Here is a 1,216-nt window from a genome sequence, read left to right as displayed (position 1 = left end):
GTTCGTTGTCTCAGAACTAACACAGTGGACGCGAGCAACTGAGGACAAGCCCTCGGCCTATTAGTACCGGTCAACTCCACACCTCACAGTGCTTCCATATCCGGCCTATCAACCCAGTCGTCTACTGGGAGCCTTACCCCATCAAGTGGGTGGGAGCCCTCATCTCGAAGCAGGCTTCCCGCTTAGATGCTTTCAGCGGTTATCCCTCCCGAACGTAGCCAACCAGCCATGCCCTTGGCAGAACAACTGGCACACCAGAGGTTCGTCCGTCCCGGTCCTCTCGTACTAGGGACAGCCCTTCTCAAGACTCCTACGCGCGCAGCGGATAGGGACCGAACTGTCTCACGACGTTCTAAACCCAGCTCGCGTACCGCTTTAATGGGCGAACAGCCCAACCCTTGGGACCGACTCCAGCCCCAGGATGCGACGAGCCGACATCGAGGTGCCAAACCATCCCGTCGATATGGACTCTTGGGGAAGATCAGCCTGTTATCCCCGGGGTACCTTTTATCCGTTGAGCGACGGCGCTTCCACAAGCCACCGCCGGATCACTAGTCCCGACTTTCGTCCCTGCTCGACCCGTCGGTCTCACAGTCAAGCTCCCTTGTGCACTTACACTCAACACCTGATTACCAACCAGGCTGAGGGAACCTTTGGGCGCCTCCGTTACCCTTTAGGAGGCAACCGCCCCAGTTAAACTACCCATCAGACACTGTCCCTGATCCGGATCACGGACCCAGGTTAGACATCCAGCACGACCAGAGTGGTATTTCAACGACGACTCCACCTGAACTGGCGTCCAAGCTTCACAGTCTCCCACCTATCCTACACAAGCCGAACCGAACACCAATATCAAACTGTAGTAAAGGTCCCGGGGTCTTTCCGTCCTGCTGCGCGAAACGAGCATCTTTACTCGTAGTGCAATTTCACCGGGCCTATGGTTGAGACAGTCGAGAAGTCGTTACGCCATTCGTGCAGGTCGGAACTTACCCGACAAGGAATTTCGCTACCTTAGGATGGTTATAGTTACCACCGCCGTTTACTGGCGCTTAAGTTCTCAGCCTCGCCACACCGAAGTGTGACTAACCGGTCCCCTTAACGTTCCAGCACCGGGCAGGCGTCAGTCCGTATACATCGCCTTACGGCTTCGCACGGACCTGTGTTTTTAGTAAACAGTCGCTTCTCGCTGGTCTCTGCGGCCACCCCCAGCTCACAC

Annotated in this window: 1 rRNA gene (only partly in view); it reads right to left on the bottom strand. The window is 56.3% G+C overall.

Features of this window, described 5'->3' with window-relative positions:
• Positions 1-40: 40 nt before the first annotated feature.
• Positions 41-1,216, bottom strand: a 23S ribosomal RNA gene (locus ACFWV8_RS38150) (it continues 2,032 nt past the right edge of the window).

It is taken from the genome of Streptomyces sp. NPDC058665, from assembly GCF_042714995.1.
GTDB lineage: Bacteria > Actinomycetota > Actinomycetes > Streptomycetales > Streptomycetaceae > Streptomyces.
The sequence above is the reverse complement of the archived record's forward strand: the minus strand, read 5'-3'. Positions and strand labels throughout refer to the sequence as shown.